Origin of the sequence: Pedobacter sp. MC2016-05 (assembly GCF_026239735.1) — a bacterium.
GTDB lineage: Bacteria > Bacteroidota > Bacteroidia > Sphingobacteriales > Sphingobacteriaceae > Pedobacter.
In genome coordinates this window covers 22,422-40,116 of sequence record NZ_JAPIVT010000020.1, presented here as the reverse complement: position 1 = coordinate 40,116, position 17,695 = coordinate 22,422, and the positions used below count along the sequence as shown (strand labels likewise).

Below are 17,695 nucleotides of genomic sequence, written 5' to 3'. Positions count from 1 at the left end.
TATGAAACAGATTAGTATAAGCTTTTTATTGCTATTGATTTTATTGCACTTTCAAGTTGCTGCAGTAGAAATTTATGTTGCGAAAAATGGTGTTGATACTAACAATGGAAATAAGGAACAACCTCTTGCAACGCTTCGTGCTGCAATTAGGAAAGCCCGGGAATTGAGGCGTTTAAAGGATCCATCTACGAAAGATGGAATCAAAATTTTCGTTGGAGCGGGCATTTATCAATTACATGAGCCCATCGTTCTTCGCCCTGAAGATGCTGGAACTAAAAGTAGCCCCACAGAGATTTTCGCCACTGAAAAAGTTGTTTTAAGTGGTGGGGTTAGAATCGCGGGTTGGAAAAAGGTCAATGGAGCCGTTCCAGGATTACCAAAAAAGTCTCTGGGAAAAATTTGGGTTGCTGACCTTCCTAACGACGGTGTCAGCGATTTGCCATTTCGCCAGCTTTGGGTAAATGGAACTAAGGCGATCCGGGCAAAAAACTATAATGGAGATGCCATGGGTAGAATTTTATCCTGGGATAAAAAAAATCAAACCTGTAGAATACCGCTTCAACAAAACACGGATTTAAGCAAAATTGCCGGTATGGAAATGTTAATCCATCAATGGTGGGCAATCGCCAATCTTCGGGTAAAATCGGTTAAAGTGATTGGTAATGCTGTAGAGCTTTCTTTCATGCAGCCTGAAAGTAGAATTCAATCCGAACATCCCTGGCCAGCGCCCTGGATTTCTGAAAAAACAGGAAACTCTGCTTTCTATTTATCCAATGCCATCCAGTTTTTAGATGAGCCAGGCGAATGGTTTGCAGATCTAAAAAACCATAAAATTTATTATTGGCCGAAGGCATCAGAAAATATGCAAAAGGCAGTTGTGATGGCCCCTTCATTAGAAAATCTGCTAAAAATTGAAGGAACAATTGATGATCCGGTTTCTTTTGTAAGCTTCCAAGGGATTTCATTCGAACACGCTACCTGGCTGAGGCCATCCAGGGAAGGACATGTTCCACATCAGGCTGGTATGTACATGCTCGATGCGTATAAACTTGCAACACCCGGAACTCCAGATAAGTCCACGTTAGAAAATCAGGCTTGGGTTGGCAGGCCATCAGCAGCTGTTGAAGTAAATTTTGCCAATCATATTAGCTTTGAAAACTGCCGTTTCCAACATCTAGCCTCTACGGGTTTAGACTTCAAAAAAGGAACATCAGAAAATTTAATTAGAGGCAATTTATTTAAAGATATTGGAGGCTCAGCGATATTGGTGGGCATATTTTCTGATGAAGCCACAGAAGTTCATTTGCCTTACAATCCTAAAGATAAACGGGAAATTTCAACGAATGACAGGATAGAAAACAACCTGATTACAGATGTTACCAATGAAGATTGGGGTGCCGTTGGCATTGGTGCAGGCTATGTTAAAGGCCTTAAAATTATCCATAATGAGATTAGCGATGTTTCCTATTCAGGCATCAGCATGGGCTGGGGCTGGACTAGAACGCAAAATGCGATGAAGAATAACACCATCAGCGCAAACAAAATCCATCACTATGGCAAACACATGTATGATGTTGCAGGAATTTATACGCTCTCTGCTCAACCGGAATCTTTCATTACCGAAAATGTAGTCGATAGTATTTATAAGGCACCTTATGCTCACCTTCCTGATCACTGGTTTTATTTGTATACGGATGAGGGGTCTTCTGATTTTACCATTAAAAACAATTGGACGCCTACTGAAAAATATCTTCAGAATGCGAACGGGCCGGGAAATTTATGGGAGAACAACGGACCTAAGGTTGCTGAAAACATCAAACAAAATGCAGGTTTAGAGTTACCCTATAGGTATCTGCTCAAAGAGAAAAACACGTATTTAAATCGCGATATCAATCAGGCGGAAGATAAAACGGTTGTTTTTGAATTGATATTTAAAGATGATCATTTACCGGGAAACCAAGCTCTGGATGAATTTGCAAAAGAGAACAATCTGTTAACTAGCGCTATCTATAAATGGAGTAATAGATTGGTTATTTATACTTCAAGCTTAAAAGTAGAAAGTTTACAGCAAACTTTGAAACGCTTAAATGCGACAGAAGTTAAGCTTTATGACGATATTTTTTACGACTTTAACAGAGAGAAAAATTGTGGGGAGAAACCGGTTGCCGAATGGGATAACGTGATTCTTTCAGCCAATTTGGTTGAGGATGAAAAGATGCAAAAGGAGTATTTGGATTACCACAAAACGCAATTTGAAAAGTGGCCGGAGATATCTAAGGGATTTTGCAATGCCGAGTTTCAGCGCCTGGCAATTTTTAAAAATGGCAGACAACTGATATTAATTATCAGTATTCCTAAAGGCAAAAACCTTGACGATCTAAATCCGAAAACAACTTTAAATAATCCGAAGGTGGATGAATGGAATGGCATCATGAAAAAATACCAGGAAGGTATAGTAGGAACAAAGCCCGGTGAGGTTTGGGTGTTTTTTAAACCGATTGAATAGATAAATAACCGTCATTGCGAGGCACGAAGCAATCCGAAACTATTGCTATTTTTTGCATTAAGATTGCTTCGTACCTCGCAATGACGACTTAAGAAATAAAAAAATATCATCATGTTAAGATTAGGGATTTTAGGTTTAGGAGAAGGCAGAAGCACGATTTCTGCATCATTAGCGAGCAAGAAATTTAAGCTCATTCAGATTTGCGATGCGAATAAAAAGCTTTGTGAAGAACGCTCATTGGAATTTGATTTTCAAAATTGGACTACCAATTATGAGGACATGTTAACGAGTGATAAAATCGATATGATTGCGATTTACACACCAGATCATTTGCATTTTGAGCACATTAAACTGGCCTTGCAACATGGAAAACACGTGGTTTGTACAAAGCCCTTTATTGATGATCTGTCTCAGGCAAATGAACTTTTAGAATTGGCTAAAAAATCGAGAAAGAAAATTTTTGTAGGACAAAGTTCTCGTTTTTTCGAACCTGCAATGCGCCAGAAAAAGGATTTTGATAAAGGTCTAATCGGAGAACTAATTACTATCGAAAGTCATTACCATGCCGATCACCGTTGGTTTTTAGAGAAAGGTTGGTCCTTAAAACAATCATTTAAATGGTTGTACGGCGGCTTAAGTCATCCGGTTGATTTCGTTCGCTGGTATATGCCCGATATTGAAGAAGTAATGGGTTATGGCATGTTGAGCAGCAACGGCTTAAAAGCGGGATTGAAAAATGTAGATACAATGCATTTTATATTCAAGGCAAAAGATGGAAGAATTGCAAGGGTAAGCGGTGCATATACAGGCCCAACGCAACCTGCAAGTCGCGATAGCGGAATGAGTTGCATTCTCCGCGGAACAGAAGGAGCGAGTCAGGCCGATTACCATGAGTTACGTTATTCCGTTACAACCAAAACCGGTGAAGAAAAAATTATTACTTGGGGTGATGCTACATTGAAACACTATTTCCGTTTCGAGGGACAAAGTCATCATGCGGGCGAATACCAGAACTATCTCGATTATTTTGCAGACAGTATAAATAACAAATTTACGGCATATCCGGATTTGAAGGAGGGAATTGGAACGGTTGCATTATTGCAGGCGATGGATAAATCAATGGAAATCGGTTTGCCCGTAAAGATTGATGAGATTTTGAAAGCAAACAATATTACAAGGGAGTCGATTGGCTTGTAGTTTGTTCCACAGCTAAAGGAATAATATTAATCACAGGTAGAAAGGATAAACACGGATACAAACTTGATCTGTGTTTATCTGTGTGCATCTGTAGTTAAAAACAATAACCAATAAACAAACTAACCAAATAAATTAATGGGAAATATTGTAGAACGTTTAACCAACTTAGATTACTTTATCGTCGCCGCTTACCTCGTAATTTTAATTATTATCGGTTATAGGGCAAGTTTCTCGAAGAAGAAAAACGAAGATGAAAACTTGTTCCTGGCCAACAAATCACTCAATTGGTCCAGTATTGGTTTTAACATGTGGGGCACAAATGTTGGTCCATCCATGTTGGTTGCGTTTGCAAGTATTGGTTATTCTACAGGCATTGTGGCGGTTAATTTTGAGTGGTATGCCTTTATCTTCTTATTCTTGCTTGCCATTGTATTTGCCCCAAAATATCTGGCGGCTAAAGTAAGTACCATGCCCGAATTTATGGGCAACCGTTACGGCGATTCAACACAAAATATACTTGCGTGGTATGCCCTGATTAAAATTTTAATTTCGTGGCTATCATTGGGTTTGTTTGCTGGTGGTGTTTTGGTGAGGCAGATTTTGGGCGTTCCGATGTGGCAATCGGTTACCGTTTTAGTAGCTTTTGCTGGCCTGTTCGCATTTTTTGGAGGACTTAAAGCTATCGCCAAAGTAAACGTTTTTCAAATGATTTTACTGATATGCGTTTCATTTGCACTTACTTATTTAGGTTTGGAGAAAGTTGGAGGAATAAGTGCACTATACCAAAAAACACCAAAGAACTTCTGGAACCTCGTTCAGCCTGGAAGCGATCCACAATATCCATGGTATGCCATTCTGCTGGGTTATCCTGTTTCTGCTGTGGCTTTCTTCTGCACCGATCAATCGATGGTTCAATCGGTACTTGGAGCCAAGAATTTAGAACAGGGACAGTTAGGCGTGAGTTTTATTGGCTGGCTTAAAATACTTTCTTTACCACTTTTTATTCTCACCGGGATTTTGTGTTACGTCTTATATCCTAATTTGGGTAATGCAGATATGGCATACATGACGATGGTCACCAATTTGTTTCCTCCGGGAATGAATGGCCTGGTAATCGTGGTACTCATAGCGGTTTTGGTAGGTACGATTGGATCTTGCCTTAATTCTTTAAGTACTGTTTTTACCATGGATGTGTATGTGAAAAAAATTAACCCCAATGCTACAACAAAAGAAATTATTAAAACCGGCAGGTTAACAGTAGTTGCAGGTTGCATTTTTGCCATACTGGTTGCATTAGCAATAGATAATATTCAGGGCTTGAAATTGTTCGATGTTTTTCAGGCCGTTTTAGGTTTCATTGCTCCACCATTGTCTGTAGTGTTTTTATCAACAGTATTTTGGAAAAGAACCACTAGAAAGGCTGTTAATTTCACACTTTCAATTGGGTCAATCATAAGTTTAGGTATAGGCGTTTGTTACCTGTGGATCTTGCCATCGTCTGAATATACATTCTGGCCACATTATCTGGTTTTGTCCTTCCTGATTTTTGCATTGCTGATGATTTTGTCGATTATTATTTCTCTTGCAGATCGTTCACCATCTGTTTACATCGTAAATGAATCACATCAGGCAAATATCGAAAAGCCAAGTCGAAGGGTGTGGATATCTTTTGGTGCATTGGCCATTGTCATGGTTATACTTTATATTTTCTTTAACGGACATTAAAAGAAGTCTGAGATCCGATGATTACAAGAACTGGTATCGAGCAAACAATACATATTATGAAAAACTTTAAAAAAATAATTATTCTGGGCCTTTTAAGCTGTTTTGTGATGCCAGCTTTAGCCCAAAAAGCCTCATGGATTTGGTATCCGGGTGACTTTGATATCTACATGAGCAATGTGATGCAAAACCGTAGAACCGAACGGGGGTCGTTTTTTCCAGTCTTTTGGAAAATGGATAGCCACTATGTTCTGGTAGATTTTCATAAGGAATTTAACCTTTCTCAACCTGAAGAAGTTAAGCTTTTTGTAGAAGGAACTTATAATGTTAAGATCGACGGACAGGCCATTTCTGGTTTTCCTAAAACCATCCAAATTCCTGCCGGGAAGCATAAATTAAGCCTTAAAGTTTACAATCAGGCACATGTTCCGGCGATTTTTGTTAAAGGGAAAACAATTGTTTCAGATGAAACCTGGTTGTCAACTTTTGAAGATAAGGAATGGATTGATCAAAGCGGAAAAGTTTCCGACAAATCAGGAACGACATTCGTTTCGGCAGGTTCATGGAATTTGAATGATCCCAATCAGATGCCATCGCAATTTAAATTGCCAGTGAAACCAATGTTTGCAATCTCGAAGAAGAAAAACGATGGCGGCGAATTGCTTGATTTTGGCGGGGAAACATTTGGTTTCATTAAAGTACATGGCCTGAAAGGCAAGGGGCGTTTGAGTTTATACTATGGCGAATCGCCTGAAGAGGCTTCATCAGAAGAAAAATGTGAAACGTTGGATTATCTAGATATTGATATAGCGCAAAAGAAAGATTCGGTAATGCCACTTTCGAAAGCATTCAGATACGTAAATCGCCAAACCAGTGGAAATGTGACTATTGATTCCATCTCCATGCTTTACGAGTACGCACCTGTAACCGAAAGAGGGAGTTTTAAATCATCTGATGCCGAACTGAATAAAATTTACGATGTGGCTAAATACACCTTTCACTTGAATACCCGTGAATTTTTTATCGATGGAATTAAACGCGACCGTTGGGTTTGGAGTGGTGATGCCTACCAGAGTTATCTAATGAATTATTATTCGTTTTTTGATGCACCAACAGTAAAAAGAACCTTGTTGGCACAACGTGGAAAAGATCCGGTTACTGCCCACATCAATACCATAATGGATTACTCTTTCTATTGGTTTTTAGGGATTTATGATTACTATAAATTTACAGGTGATCAAAAATTTGTGCAGGATATTTATCCTCGTATGCAGTCTTTAATGACGTATATCGATGGAAGAAAAAATAAAGATGGTTTGCTGGAATGGATGCCAGGCGATTGGATTTTTATTGATTGGGCAGACAAACTGAGTAAAGATGGTGAAGTAAGTTTCGAACAGTTATTATATGCCCGAAGCTTAGAAACGATGGCTTTATGCGCCAAACTGGCCAATGATACTGAAGGTGCTACAAAATACGATCAACAAGCAAAAGAGTTAAAAGCTAAAATATTTGAGTTGTATTGGAACCAAAATAAAAACGCCTTGGTTCACAGTAGGATAGATGGTAAGCAAACGGATAATGTAACGCGTTACGCCAATATGTTTGGAATCTTTTTCGATTATTTTACGCCTGAACAAAAACTTGGTGTGAAAAAGAATGTACTCCTCAACGATAAGGTCGCAAAAATTACCACCCCTTACATGCGTTTCTACGAACTTGAAGCTCTTTGTGCCATGGGTGAACAAAGCTACGTTTTAAAAGAAATGAAAAGTTATTGGGGTGGAATGTTGAAGCTCGGTGCAACGTCTTTTTGGGAAGAATATAATCCAGATAAAAAAGGAGCAGAGCATTTAGAAATGTATGGCAGGCCATTTGGAAAAAGCCTTTGCCATGCCTGGGGCGCTAGTCCGATCTATTTATTGGGCAAGTATTATTTGGGTGTTGAACCCACTACACCGGGTTATGAAACTTACACTATCACGCCAAATTTAGGTGGCTTAGAATGGATGGAGGGAAAGGTACCGACTGCTAATGGCGATGTCTCCTTGTACTGCAGTAAAAAAGAAATTAAAATTTCGTCTGCCGTGGGAACAGGAAAATTAAGAATAGGCAGCAAAACCAAGCCTGTGGTAAAAGGTGCAGAAGTTAAGGAAGTTTCGAAAGGTGTTTATGAGATAACGATTGAGAAAGGGAGAGATTATAGTGTGAAATATTCTGGATAATGTATGTTTTTGTTTTTCGTCACTGCGAGGCACGAAGCAATCTTAATGCGGTTGTTATCCAATCCAAGTAGGATTGCTTCGAGCCAATGACGACTTTTAAAAGAGTTTACACTCCAATTCTTTGCTCAATCTTTTTAACACACTTATTTGCTTCCGCAAGAATGATATCATTTCCAATCGCCTTATCATTATTCAAAGCATTTAACATCGAAATAGTTAAACAGGCAATAATACCATTGTTGCTATCTACGCCAATCGGAATAGAAATATCCGTTACACCCGAAACGGAATCACTGTTTTTAAAATAAGAACCAGTTTTCTTAATGTCGTCGAGCGAAAGCATGAAATCTTCTTGCTGCGCTTTGCTATATTTCTTAAAGATTGAATTATTTCTTAAAGTTGTTCGCTTTTCAATATCGGGCATATAGGCCAGCAAAACCTTTCCTGATGCCGTTAATGGCAAGGGGAACAAATTTCCTTCTTCAATAGATAGGGCAATAGGCCCCGGACTTTTTGCATGGATAATCACCATCACCTGGTTCATATACAAGATACTTAAGTGGCAAGATTGGCGAATGGTATTGGCCAGTTCTTCTAATGGAAATTGCGCTGCTTTGCGCAACTCGTCCATTGGCGAATGCCTGTGCGAAAGGTAAAACAGCTTTAGTGAAAGCCTGTACTTTCCGGAAACTTCATCACGTAAAATATATCCACGACTCTCCAAACTCATTAACATCCGGTAAATTTCATTCGGCGTTTTTTCAATGCCAATGGCAATTTCAGTTTGTGAAAGGGGGATGGACTGCGCAGAAAGATGTTCAAGTATGTCTAATCCCTTATCTAATGCAGGGGCCTGGTATTTCGTATCGTTATTCATTGAAAGTAATTTAAACAAACTTAATAATTTGAAGCAAATAAAAATTAAAAATCAAAAGGAGTTATAGTATAAAAATTGTTTTTATATATGAAATAAATATTTATATTTGAGTTAATCAGATATTAAAAAGATAGATATGAGATTTGAGCTCAGCACTAACCGTTGAGCACTTTCAGTATTCGATTAACCGTAAAATTATTAACCAAATATTTACCCTAAAAAATCTTCCTATTTTTTTTAAAAAACAATCAAGGTAATTGCTAATCAATTATCAAAAAAAAACCTAACCAAATAAATTCGATTATGAACCTAATTAACTGCAAAAGCTATTGCTTGTTTAGGCTACGCCATGTTTTAATCGCAAAAATTTTAACCATCCTCATGGTTATCGCGACAACTGGATTTGCCCAAACCTTACCAAGTAAATTTATTATCAAAGGAGTGGTTTCCTCACAAAAAGGAGAAACTTTACCCGGCGTGAGTGTGAAAGTGAAAGGTACCGACATTGGTGCAACAACCGATACCGATGGAAAGTATTCCATTTCTGCCCCTTCGGGTAATGTAACTTTAATTTTTTCTTTCGTGGGTTTTACCGTTCAGGAGGTGGCGGTAAATAACCGTACAACTGTCAATTTAGCGCTTGCCGAAGAGCAAAACGACTTAGAGGATGTAATTGTTGTGGGTTATGGCACACAAAAGAAAATAAATTTAACAGGTGCTGTAGCTACAGTTAGCGGAAAAACACTCACTGAAAGACCAGCTCCAAATGCAGCAAATTTAATTCAGGGTCGTATAACTGGCGTTCAGGTAACGCAACCCTCGGGCGAACCAGGAAGAGATAACCCGAATTTTTTAATCAGAGGGCGTTCTACCTATGGCGGAAGCACGGATCCACTAGTTTTAATTGATGGTGTGGCGGGTTCCTTCAATAATTTATCTCCTGATGATATTGAGAATGTTACCGTATTAAAAGATGCATCATCTGCTGCAATTTACGGCGCAAGGGCTGCCAACGGAGTAATATTAGTAACTACTAAAAAAGGTAAACGAGGTGAAACGGTGTTTAGCTACCGGGCCAATTTCGCCAGACATACCCCTACAGCACTACCCGATTTAATTACGAATTCTGCCCAATACATGGAAATGTATAATACAGCAGCAGCCCGCTCCGGTATCGCTTTCAGATACCCACAGGCAGATATAGATTTATATCGTAACTCGCCAGATAAAGCGCAATATCCTGATTTTGATAATCTGGATTACTATATTAATCCTGCTAATGTAATGCAGCATAACCTTTCAATCTCTGGCGGAAGTGATAAAAGCACTTTCAATATTTCAGCAGGTTATTTAGATCAGAATGCAGTTTTTAAAGGTTATAAATTTAAACGCTACAATGCATTGCTAAACTATAATAACAACCTAACCAAAAGCATCAGCGTTGGTACAATTATCAACATGACTTATAAAGACCGCAAGGAACCACCTTTTACTGGCGAAAACATGGCCTTGCTAGTGTATGCTGCAGGCCCGCTTTATGGCCCGTTTTTACCTGATGGTAGCGGTAGGGTAGTTTCGAGAGCTTATGCAAACGAAGGCAGAAACCGTAACCCACAAGAAGCTTACGCCATGGGAGAACAAACGACCAAAGAGTATAATGTGAATGCCCAGGCGTATATCGATATTAAACCTTTTGAAGGTTTAACCTGGAGTTCAAAAGTTGCAATAAATTATGTTGATGAGTATTACAAAATGTATCAGCATCCTTACTCTGCCTTTCTCTTACAAGATAGAGCACCTTTAACCAATGAATATGTTGCAAACTCTTTCGGTCCTGATATTTTAGGCGTTACCGATCAGTATTCGAAGGTTTTAAATCCAACTGTATACTCCACATTAACCTACGAAAAAACCTTGGGTACAGGGCATAACCTTAAAGCTTTAGCGGGTTTTGAACAGTTGTCCTATAGAAATCAAAATTTAAGAGGCAGAAGAATTAACTCTGTAGCACCTATTCTGGAAGATCTTACAGGTTATTCTGCATCAGGAGAATCTTTATATTTTACACATCCGAGGTTACCGTCTTTAGCCGCACCATCAGAATGGGGTATGAGATCATTATTCGGAAGAATTAACTACGATTTTAAAGGGAAATATCTATTGGAGGCTAACTTACGTTACGATGGAACATCGAAAGTTTCGCCAGATTACCGCTGGGGCGTATTTCCATCCTTTTCTGCCGGATGGCTGGTATCTGAAGAAAGCTTTATAAAAGATAAATTAAGCTGGCTAAGTAGTTTTAAAATCAGGGCTTCTTACGGTACACTGGGAAATCAGGATATTGGAACTTATCTCTATCAAGATAATATTATCATTAATAACGTTAATTATCCTTTCGGTAATAGCGCACTGCAACAAGGTGGTGTGATTAATGATTTCAAAGATGTTAGTTTAAGATGGGAATCAACCAGAAGTATAGATGTTGGTTTTGATCTCAATATTAAAAATGGTCTTTTTGGAGCAACCTTCGATTGGTTCAGACGTTCTACTTTCGATATTTTAGCCAGACCAACCGTACCATTAAGTTTAGGTTTAGGTGCCTCAACCGTTAACGATGGAAAAATGAGAAGCCAGGGTGTTGAGCTGGCTTTAACGCACCAAAACAAAATCGGCGAATTTACTTATAGCTTAAATGCGCTAATTTCTACTGCTAAAAATAAAGTGATAGAACTGAGAACACCAGCAAAAGGCAGTACCATTAACGAAGTTGGATTACCTTACTCTTCATTCTATTTATATCAATGGGATGGTATTTTCCAGGTTGAAGATATTGGTAACCCAAGTGTACCTGTACATGAGCTAAATCGTAGTCCGAAAGCGGGAGATTTAAAAATGAAGGATGTAAACGGTGATGGAATCGTAAACGCAAACGATAGAATAGTGGTAGATGGTGCTTATCCTGATTTTAACTATTCTTTCGGTCTAAATTTAGGTTATAAAAGATTTAGTTTCAGTGCATTTTTTCAAGGAGTTGAGGGTATAAAAAACCGTGTAAATAACTGGGGTGTCGACCCTTTTCAACAAGGTACAGCACCAACTACAAAGTTTTTAAATGCTTGGACACCAGAAAACAGAAGTAATACGGTGCCTGCCATTTATGTTGCTGGTTATAGCGGAGTGGCACCTTATGCGGCATCAACTTACTATTTGCAAGATGCATCTTATTTACGACTTAAAAATGTAATGCTTGGTTTCGATGTACCGGTTAGTGCTATTTCTAAAATCGGAATCAAAAGCTTAGGTGTTTACGTATCTGCCGATAACCTATTCACCATTACAAAGTACGAAGGAGGAGATCCGGAGAGAGCCAGTTCTACTGGAAATCTGGCGCAATATCCGCAAACGCAAATTTTTAATGTTGGCTTAAATGTTAAATTCTAAGAGATATCTCATGAAAAATAAAAATATAATATTGTGTTTTGTGTTCGGATTACTAACATTCGGATCATGCAAAAAAGATTTTTTAGATAAAAATCCATTAAACAGTGTTTCTTCTGAAATCTTTTGGGGTTCAGAAACTGATGTGCAAACTGCTTTGGCTGGCGTGTATTCTCGCTTACAGCAAAATTTTTTGGGTTACGAAAGAGTATATCTAGATGCATTAAGCGATAATGCTTTTCCATATCAAAATACCAATCAAGCAAATTTGCTTGAAATGACAACTGGAAGTATTTCGCCAGGATTAAGTGGCGTTTTACCAAATCTTTATTCATCTCCATACAGAGCAATTACTTCTTGTAATTATTTTTTAGATAATGTAGATCGGGCCCCTGTAACAGAAGCAAAGAAGAATGTTTATAAAGCGGAAGTTCGTTTTATAAGGGCTTTAGCTTATTTTGATTTGGTGCAGAATTTTGGAGGTGTGCCAATTAATGAGCATTACCCAAAAACTGTTGAGGATGTAAAAATTCCGAAGAGTACAAAAGAGCAGGTTTATGCTTTTATACAACAAGATCTAGACTTTGCTATTGCTAATCTTCCAAATGATAAATATAATGGTCATGCAGTAAAGGGGAGTGCACAAGGTATTAAAGCCAGAGTTTTAATTACCCAGCAAAAATGGGCAGAAGCTATTCCGGTTTTAAAAGAAATTATGACTGACAATAAATTTGCACTTTCTAATAATTATGCAGCGTTATTTAAAACAAGCGGACAAGCTACGGCAGCTGTAAATACCGAAATTATGTTTTCTACCCAGTACCTTGCGCCAACCAATCCGCAAAGAACTTCTCCTGGCGCAGGTGGTATGGACATTGAATTGGGATGGTTTTCTCTCATTCAACCTTATAAAGATTTAGCCGATGATTACGAAATGACAGATGGAAAACCAAGTGCAGAATCACCTCTTTTTAGTGCTGCAAATCCCTACAATAATCGCGATCCCCGGCTAAATTTAACCATGAAACTCCCTGATGAAATTTGGAGAAATACATCAAATGTAATTTGGAATGGATTTGCACAATCTTTTACCGGGTTTTTAATGGAAAAATATGTCGATTTATCAAGAGCGCCAATTACCTCTGGAACTGCTACATTAACTGATCAGGATTACATTCATTTACGATATGCTGATATATTGTTAATGTATGCCGAAGCGCAAAATGAAGTTAGTGGCCCCGACGCTACAGTTTATAAAGCAATTAATGATGTGAGACAACGTATCGGTATAGCAATGCCAGCTACTGATCAAACGAAATATAATACCCAGGCTTTGCTTAGAAATTATATCCGCCATGAAAGAAGAATTGAATTTGCGCTTGAAGGCCAGCGTTATAATGATTTAAAACGATGGAATATTGCGCATATAAAATTGCCTACTTTGCGCACACCAGCCGGAACAGCATTGATTTTTGAGACCAAAAATTATGTATTGCCATTTCCATCATCAGAACTAGATAATAATCCGAAATTGATTCAAAATCCAAATTATTAAATTACCAGCAGCAGCTAAGTATTAATAATTAGCTGCTGCTACTTATTTCGCTACAGAATTATTACAACGTTATCACTTTTCATATTTAAAAAAATTATTTATATTTGAATTAGTAGCGTAACTAGGTTTAACGTTTAACTATAAACCTGAATGTTGACATAAAGAATTAATTTCTTTTGTTGTTTTTGAAGCTGATAACCAATTATAAACCTAGGTAAAACATCCAAAAGATGTAAGTTATTTAATGAGCAAACTATTCATCTTTTCCTGGCTATTCTTATTTAGTTTTTCGCTGTACGCGGAAGAAATTACGGTTGCTCGTCTAAGTTTAGGCTATCGTAATAATCCGATCGGAGTAGATTTTACTTCGCCAAGCCTAAGTTGGAAATTACAATCTGATCAACGAAATGTGACGCAGGCAGCATACCAGGTTCTGGTTTCGAGCAGCATTACAAAGTTGAATCAAAATATTGGCGATGTTTGGGATACCCGGAAAGTAAATTCTGCACAATCCATTCAGATAGAATATCAAGGCGCTAAACTTTTATCAACCAAAACCTATTATTGGAAAGTTAAGGTATGGGATAATTTTGGAAATGTATCTCCCTGGAGCGCCACTGCTTATTGGCAAATGGGTTTGCTAAATATTGAGGATTGGAAGGGCGCAAAATGGATTGCGTACGAAAAACTGGCAGATTCGAACATCAATGTTTTACCTGTCGATGGTAAAAAAGATAAATATAACGGGACCAATGTACTGCCAATGTTCCGTAAAGATTTCTTTGTTACTAAAACCATAAAAAAAGCAACGGCTTTTATTTCGGGTTTAGGTCATTTCGAAATGAGTTTAAACGGCGAAAAGGTTGGCGATGATTTTCTTGCGCCGGGATGGACGAAATACGATAAAGAAGCACTGTATGTTACTTACGATGTAACCAAACAGATTAAAAAAGGGCAAAATGCTGTTGGTGTAATGCTTGGAAATGGTTTTTATTATGTTCCTCCGGTTAAAGAACGATATAGAAAACTAAAGGTAGCTTATGGTTATCCGAAAGTGATTTGCCGTGTTTTGGTTGAATATACAGACGGTACTTCTGCAAATATCATCAGTAACCAGAGTTGGAGAACGGCTCCTTCACCGGTTACATTTTCAAGTATTTATGGCGGTGAAGATTACAACGCAAACCTCGAGCAAAAAAACTGGAATGTAGCAGGATTTGATGATCAGCAATGGAAATCGGCTTTGTTGGTCGATGGACCGAAATTAAATGCCCAAAACGAAGATCCTGTAAAAGTTTTTGAATATACCTCTTCTATAAAAACTACTCGTGTTCCTAACGGTGAATGGGTTTACGATATGAGGCAGAATTCATCATCGATAATAGAATTGAAAGTTCGCGGTAAAAAAGGCGATACTATTCGCATTACACCAGCAGAGTTAATTAAAGAAGATGGCTCGGTGACGCAAAAAAATATCGGTGGCCCATCTTACTTTACCTACATCTTAAAAGGTGATGGAATTGAAATATGGAGACCAAAGTTCTTCTACACCGGATTTAGATATTTGCAAGTGAAAGGCGCTAACCCCTTCTACACGGAAAATGATCCAAATAAAACTGCAATTTTAAATATAAGAGCCTATCATGTTCGAAATGCTGCAGAACAGGTGGGAGAATTCAATACATCAAACGACCTTTTTAATAAAACCTTTAAGTTGATTGATTGGTCGATCAAAAGCAACATGGTGAGTGTTTTTACCGATTGTCCGCATCGCGAAAAACTTGGATGGTTAGAGCAATTGCATTTAATGGGTAATTCCGTAGGCTACAACTACGCTGCGGCGCCACTATTCAAAAAAGCCCTGGAGGATATGAGGAATTCGCAATTGCCTAACGGCCTTATTCCAGAAATTGCGCCAGAATATGTGAAATTTGAATGGGGAGGCGATATGTTCCGCGATTCTCCAGAGTGGGGAAGCAGTGGCATTCTACTTCCCTGGTATTTATATCAATGGTATGGCGATAAGCAAGCAATGATTGATTATTATCCAATGATGCAAGGCTACATTAACTACCTTGCAACCAAAGCTAACAACCATATTTTATCACAAGGTTTGGGAGATTGGTATGATTTAGGGCCAAAACCTCCAGGTGTTTCTCAACTCACTCCAATGGGGGTTACCGGCACGGCGATCTATTATTACGACTTAAAAATTTTAGAAAAAATGGCTATACTTCTGGGTAAAAAAGCAGATGCTTTAAGTTATTCAAAATTGGCGGTTGAGGTAAGAAAATCTTTTAATGATAAGTTTTTCGATCCTAAAACCAAGCAATATGCAACGGGTTCGCAAGCCGCGAATGCCATGGCGATTTACATGGGGTTGGTAGCAGATCAGGATAAAAAAGCAGTGATTGATAATTTAGTAAAGGATATTAGAGATCGGAAAAACAGTTTAACAGCTGGCGATATCGGCTACCGCTATGTTCTTCGAGTTTTAGAAGAGGCAGGAAGATCAGATGTGATTTTCGACATGAATAGCCGCTCTGACGTACCTGGTTATGGAATGCAAATTGCCAAAGGTGCAACCGCTTTAACAGAATCGTGGGCTGCACTTCCAACGGTTTCGAATAATCATTTTATGCTTGGGCACTTAATGGAATGGCTTTACAGCGGCATCGGTGGTATTCGTCAGGCTGAACATTCAGTTGCTTTTAAGCATATTGTAATTGAGCCGGAAGTAGTTGGAGACTTAACTTCTGCAAATGTAAGTTATGATTCTCCTTACGGGAAAATAGCAACGCAATGGAACAAAATTGACAAAAACTTTACGATTGAGGTAAATATTCCGGTTAATACGAAAGCTGATATATACTTTCCAGGTAAAACAAAACAAACCATTACAGATGAGTTAAATCCAAAGATGAATGCCTTAAGCTTCGAGAACGGCAAGGCAAAAATTACAATAGGTTCTGGACATTATAAGTTTATCTGTACAAATGAATAAGTTTATCATCATTCTCTTTTTGGTTTTTGAGGCATTCAGTGTGCAAGCTCAGGTTGCAAATTCTGTTCCTCAGGCAGATATGGAAAAGATATACCAGGAAGTTAAAACGCCTTTTAAGTATGGCCTGGTAATGGTTCCTCAAGATAATGACCATAAAATGGATTGCCCGACTATATTTAGAAAGGGAAAATACTGGTTTATGACTTATCTTATCTTTAGCGGACGTGGTTACGAAACCTGGTTAGCAAAAAGTGAAGACCTTTTGCACTGGGAAAATCAAGGCAAATTGATGGCATTTGGCAACGATGGTTTGTGGGATGATAATCAGAAAGCGGGTTACAACGCATTGCTAGATATTAAATGGGGTGGAAACTATGGTGTAAACCGGTTTGATGGCAAATATTGGATGTCGTACTTTGGTGGAAAAGAGAAGGGCTACGAAGTAGAACCACTTTCAATAGGGATGGCTTACGCAAAAAATCATCCATCAGTCGTGCAAGAGTGGAGTAGGCTGGATAAGCCTGTTTTAACATCGGGGGATAAGGATGTTCGTTGGTGGGAAAATAGAAACAAACTCTTCAAAAGTACAGTTATTGAAGACCCAAAACGGTTGACTGGACACCCCTTTGTAATGTATTATAATGCCGTTGGCGATTCTTTGGTGAATAATAAAAAAACACGTTGGTATGAACGAATTGGAATGGCAGTTTCAGATGATATGGTTCATTGGCAGCGTTTCAACAAAAATCCTGTGGTACATCATCCTGTTGGAATTACGGGCGATGCGGTAATCCAAAAGATAGGCGCCAACTACGTGATGTTCTATTTTGGTGCTTTTTGGCAAGATAGAAAAGGATCATTCAATCGTTTTGCGGTATCTAAAGATTTAATTAACTGGACCGATTGGACCGGAGATAATTTGATTGAATCATCAGAGAAATATGATGAGTTGTATGCTCATAAATCTTTCGTATTAAAGTATAAAGGAATAGTTTATCATTTTTATTGTGCGGTAAACAAGCAAGATCAACGCGGAATCGCGGTGGCAACCTCGAAAGATTTAGGTAAAAGTAAAGTGAACTTTGTAGGTGAAAATTAGAATGAAGATGTTGAAAAATTTTAGGGTTTTGGTTTTTTTGATAGCGACGTTGTCGGTGTCTCGTTATTGCGA

At 38.3% G+C, this 17,695-nt stretch carries 9 protein-coding genes; 8 read left to right on the top strand and 1 reads right to left on the bottom strand.

Annotated elements, in window-relative coordinates:
• The first annotated feature begins 1 nt into the window (after position 1).
• The 4 genes from OQZ33_RS20050 to OQZ33_RS20035 all read left to right on the top strand — a co-directional run bounded on the left by OQZ33_RS20050 (position 2) and on the right by OQZ33_RS20035 (position 7,650).
• The gene (locus OQZ33_RS20050) at positions 2–2,506 is read left to right on the top strand and encodes an L-rhamnose mutarotase (protein ID WP_265801141.1); all 2,505 of its coding nucleotides are present in this window, start codon (positions 2–4) and stop codon (positions 2,504–2,506) included.
• Positions 2,507–2,617: 111 nt separating this feature from the next.
• On the top strand, positions 2,618–3,703 hold the full coding sequence (locus OQZ33_RS20045; protein WP_265801140.1) for a Gfo/Idh/MocA family protein: 1,086 nt from the start codon (positions 2,618–2,620) through the stop codon (positions 3,701–3,703).
• A 135-nt stretch (positions 3,704–3,838) separates the two neighbouring features.
• Entirely contained in the window at positions 3,839–5,428 is a 1,590-nt protein-coding gene (locus OQZ33_RS20040) for a sodium:solute symporter family transporter (RefSeq protein ID WP_265801139.1), read from the top strand.
• 56 nt (positions 5,429–5,484) lie between these two features.
• The gene (locus OQZ33_RS20035) at positions 5,485–7,650 is read left to right on the top strand and encodes an amylo-alpha-1,6-glucosidase (RefSeq protein WP_265801138.1); all 2,166 of its coding nucleotides are present in this window, start codon (positions 5,485–5,487) and stop codon (positions 7,648–7,650) included.
• 106 nt (positions 7,651–7,756) lie between these two features.
• On the opposite strand, the gene OQZ33_RS20030 is transcribed toward OQZ33_RS20035, so the two are convergent.
• Positions 7,757–8,527 carry an IclR family transcriptional regulator gene (locus OQZ33_RS20030; protein ID WP_265801137.1) on the bottom strand — a complete coding sequence of 257 codons (771 nt, stop codon included), beginning with the start codon at positions 8,525–8,527 and terminating at the stop codon, positions 7,757–7,759.
• Between the two features lie 303 nt (positions 8,528–8,830).
• On the opposite strand from OQZ33_RS20030, the gene OQZ33_RS20025 reads away from it, so the two are divergent.
• The 4 genes from OQZ33_RS20025 to OQZ33_RS20010 all read left to right on the top strand — a co-directional run bounded on the left by OQZ33_RS20025 (position 8,831) and on the right by OQZ33_RS20010 (position 17,623).
• Positions 8,831–11,968 (top strand): SusC/RagA family TonB-linked outer membrane protein, encoded by a 3,138-nt coding sequence (locus OQZ33_RS20025; protein WP_265801136.1) that lies wholly within the window; start codon positions 8,831–8,833, stop codon positions 11,966–11,968.
• Between the two features lie 10 nt (positions 11,969–11,978).
• Positions 11,979–13,520 (top strand): RagB/SusD family nutrient uptake outer membrane protein, encoded by a 1,542-nt coding sequence (locus tag OQZ33_RS20020; RefSeq protein WP_265801135.1) that lies wholly within the window; start codon positions 11,979–11,981, stop codon positions 13,518–13,520.
• Positions 13,521–13,764: 244 nt separating this feature from the next.
• The gene (locus OQZ33_RS20015) at positions 13,765–16,524 is read left to right on the top strand and encodes a family 78 glycoside hydrolase catalytic domain (protein ID WP_265801134.1); all 2,760 of its coding nucleotides are present in this window, start codon (positions 13,765–13,767) and stop codon (positions 16,522–16,524) included.
• Positions 16,517–17,623, top strand: coding sequence for a glycosylase (locus OQZ33_RS20010; protein ID WP_265801133.1), 1,107 nt, complete (start codon positions 16,517–16,519; stop codon positions 17,621–17,623). Before OQZ33_RS20015 ends, OQZ33_RS20010 begins: the two co-directional genes overlap by 8 nt.
• Positions 17,624–17,695 lie beyond the last annotated feature (72 nt).